This is a genomic window from Intrasporangium calvum, assembly GCF_028446585.1.
Lineage (GTDB): Bacteria > Actinomycetota > Actinomycetes > Actinomycetales > Dermatophilaceae > Intrasporangium > Intrasporangium calvum_A.
The window spans coordinates 1-3,338 of sequence record NZ_JAPFQL010000145.1 but is presented as its reverse complement, the minus strand read 5'-3'; the positions used below and the strand labels follow the sequence as shown (position 1 = coordinate 3,338).

The window sequence follows — 3,338 nt, the reverse complement described above, 5'->3', positions numbered from 1 at the left end:
TGATCACGTTGGACATCCGTGCGAGTCGGCGCCATCACCGACAGTGATCGGCGGACAGGACACCGCGACCGAGCCGCGGGTGACGCGAGACGTCACCCGCGGCTCCGGCGTCTCGCCAGCCGGTCCCTCCGCCACCGTGGTGCGTCAGGGTCGACGCGCCGGATGGGGGGCCGACAGGGCCCTGTGTCGGTGGCCCGGCCGCCGGGGCGCGGGGCTGAGGTCACGAGTCCGACACGCCTTTGCGCAAGCGTCCCACCGATGTCGGTGCATCGGCGGATACTCAAATGACGGGGTAGAGACAGGGAGGTCTCACATGACAGTCAAGACGGATGAACCCCTCGGAGATACCGCCGAGATGGCGCCGCTGCTCACCTGTTCCACGTGCGGGACGACGCCTCAGCCGGCGGATCAGGCGCGGGCTCGGCTGGGCTGGAGTCGCAGCGTGGAGCGCGGTCGGACCATGTGGACGTGCGAGCGTTGCAGCCGCGAGAACCTGCGCTCGATCGAGAGCAAGCTCGACCCCGCCTGGTGGTGACTGGACCCCACTGAGGGGCCACTCGGCAGGGCAGCTCTCGCTGACCCAGCCGACCGCCCAGGGTGGTGGTCAGGGTGAGCGAGCCCAACGGCATACGGGCTACTCGTCGAGCGCCAGGTCGCTGATCGGCGGGAGGTCAGCGCCCGGGAGGAAGGCATCGACGGCCTCGCGGCCGCGCACGGTGCCGCCGAGCTGGCTCAGGACGCCGATCCCGCCACCCCAGACGCGGTGGATGAGCAGGTAGTCCGGTGGGAGATTGAGCTTGTAGGCAAGCACGTAGTTGGGCTGCCGGGGATCGTTGATGTGGGCGAACACGCCCCGCAGCCAGGCCCGGGTGAAGGTGAACTCGTCGGCCCTCAGCGGGGCGATGAACGGCTCCAGGTAGTCGAGCAGCCGCTCGGCGTCGATCTCGATGCCCGGCTTGACGAAGCCCGCCTCGCGCAGGCCGGCCAGCACCGCGTCGGCCCCGCCCTCGAGGCCGGCCGTGAGCAGACGCCCCATCTCCTGGGGCATCCCATCGGGAAGCCGGTTGACGGCGCCGAAGTCCAGGACGCCCAGGCGACCGTCGGGGGTGATGCGGAAGTTGCCGGGGTGCGGGTCCGCATGCAGCAGCCCGGCCTCGGCGGGTCCGGCGAGCAGGAACTCCATGTAGAGCTGGGCCGCCTCGTCGCGGTCCTGGTGGGACCCATCCCGGATGATCTCGCTCAGGGGACGGCCCTCGACCCACTCCGAGACGATGACGTGCCGGGTGCCGCGGACGAGCTGGGGGATGCAGAAGTCGGGGTCGCCCACGAACGCCTCGGCAAAGGCGGCCTGGTGCTCCGCCTCGAGGCGGTAGTCCAGCTCCTCGGCCATCCGCTCGCGCAGCTCGTCGAGGATCGGGCCGAGCTCGATGCCGGGCACCCAGCCGGCTGCGACCTTGACGACGCGGGAGAGCTGTCGCAGGTCGCTCATCAGCGCCGCACCGGCGCCGGGGTACTGGACCTTCACGGCGACGTCGCGCCCGTCCTGCCACACGGCCCGGTGGACCTGCCCGATGGAGGCGGACGCCGCCGGCTGGTCCTCAAAAGACCGGAAGAGACGCCGCCACTGCATGCCCAGGTCGGCTCGCAGCACTCCGTGCACCGTGCTCGTCGGCATGGGCGGGGCGCTGTCCTGCAACTTGGTCAACATGGCGCGGTAGGGACCCGCCATCTCCTCCGGGAAGGCCGCCTCGAAGATGGACAGCGCCTGCCCGAACTTCATGGCGCCGCCCTTGAGCTCGCCGAGCACCTGGAAGAGCTGCTCAGCCGTGCGGGCCTGCAGCTCGGCTGCGACGATCTCGGCGGGCCGGCCACCGAGGCGCTTGCCCAGGCCGAGGGCGGTCCGTCCTGCCAGGCCCAAGGGCACGGTGGCGAGCTTGGCGGAGCGCACGACGGCCTTGCGTGGCAGGTCGGTCACTCGGCTCACCCCCAGATCGGACACCCTGACTCTAAACGCCGGCGGTGGCCGGCCGTGACGCGCCACCCGTCGGCACGCATGGGCCGCCTCGCGGAGGCGCCGTCAGGCCACGCCGCGACCGGGTGACCGGTGGCGCCGACGGCAGCGCGGGTGGATCGTCCATCGCCGGTGGTCCATGCGTGGCCACGGGAGGCTCAGCTCCACCGCGACGCCGGTCGGCACGGGCTCGTGACCGAGCAGCCGCCGGGTGAGCAGGTCGATGCAGCCGGCCACGAGGTGCGCGAGGGCCGGGTCCGTGTCGCTGCTCGTCTCTCGCCGCACGATGTCACCGGCGCTGCCGCACAGCTGCGCGAGGACCGTCGGCCAGGCCGGGTCACGGTCGCTCCGGTGCAGGTCGAGGCACCAGAGGCACGGCCCGGACAGCGCCGGCTCGACGAGCGGACCCACCGTCGCGAAGGACTCCTCGGCGACGACCGGCAGGTGCGGCACGCCCCGCCGCAGCCACTCGTCGCCCGATCGCGGGTCGAGGGCAGTCGGGCCGATCAGCACCGCCAGGGCCGGGCGGACCGCCGGCGGGGGAGCGCCGCCGCCAGGGGGAAACTCAGGGGGAAGCTCGGGGGGAAGCTCGGGGGGAAGCTCGGGGTGGGGCTCCGATGGAGTGACGATCGCGTCGATGCCATCGCGCCGCAACAGCGCAGCCACGTCCCGGACGAGCGCGCCACGACCGGGCAGGACCACCGTGGGCGGGGGCAGGGCGAGCGGCTCGTCGGCCCGATCGTCGGCTGCCGGCCGCCAGTCCAGGACGCCGATCCGGTCGACGACCTCGAGCAGGGCCCGCCATCGGGTCGTTGCGACGCCGAGCTCGCCCGCCATGCGGTAGGAGGAGCGGAGCGTGAGTGACCCGTCGAGCCGGGTCAGGGCCTGCACCTCGACCTCGCTCACCCCGGTCACGATGGCTCCGCCGGAGACCGCACCGAACTGGATCTCGCCGGCGGCGCGGTGCACGGGCCGTCGGGAGGGTGGGATGCGGGGGCGCTCGTCGGACCGCGAGCCGTGGGCGGCGGTCGACCGCGGCCTGCGCCGCGACCCCGTCCTCGGGACGGAGTGGAGCTCGGCAGTGGCCCGCCGCGGTGCATCGCCCGTTCCTGACGCCATCGTCCCTCCGTGGCTGCCGTTGGCGAAGATGCCGGATTGCTGATGCCCGGCCGACACCGGACGGTGTCGTGCTCCGAGCGTCGCAAACGAGGGACGCCTGGCGCGCGCCTCATCCACAGGCTCGGGTCGAGCCCGCCGCGTCAGGAGGGGGAGGGAGAGGTCCGGACAGGGGCGAGGGGCGGGACCATGTCGGTCCCGCCCCTCGCTG

General features: G+C 72.8%; 2 protein-coding genes. Both read right to left on the bottom strand.

Features of this window, described 5'->3' with window-relative positions:
* Window positions 1-634: 634 nt before the first annotated feature.
* Complete coding sequence (locus OO014_RS19090; RefSeq protein ID WP_272463913.1) at window positions 635-1,975, bottom strand: ABC1 kinase family protein; 1,341 nt, start codon at window positions 1,973-1,975, stop codon at window positions 635-637.
* A gap of 102 nt (window positions 1,976-2,077) precedes the next feature.
* On the bottom strand, window positions 2,078-2,980 hold the full coding sequence (locus tag OO014_RS19085) for a hypothetical protein (protein ID WP_272463912.1): 903 nt from the start codon (window positions 2,978-2,980) through the stop codon (window positions 2,078-2,080).
* Window positions 2,981-3,338: the final 358 nt, after the last annotated feature.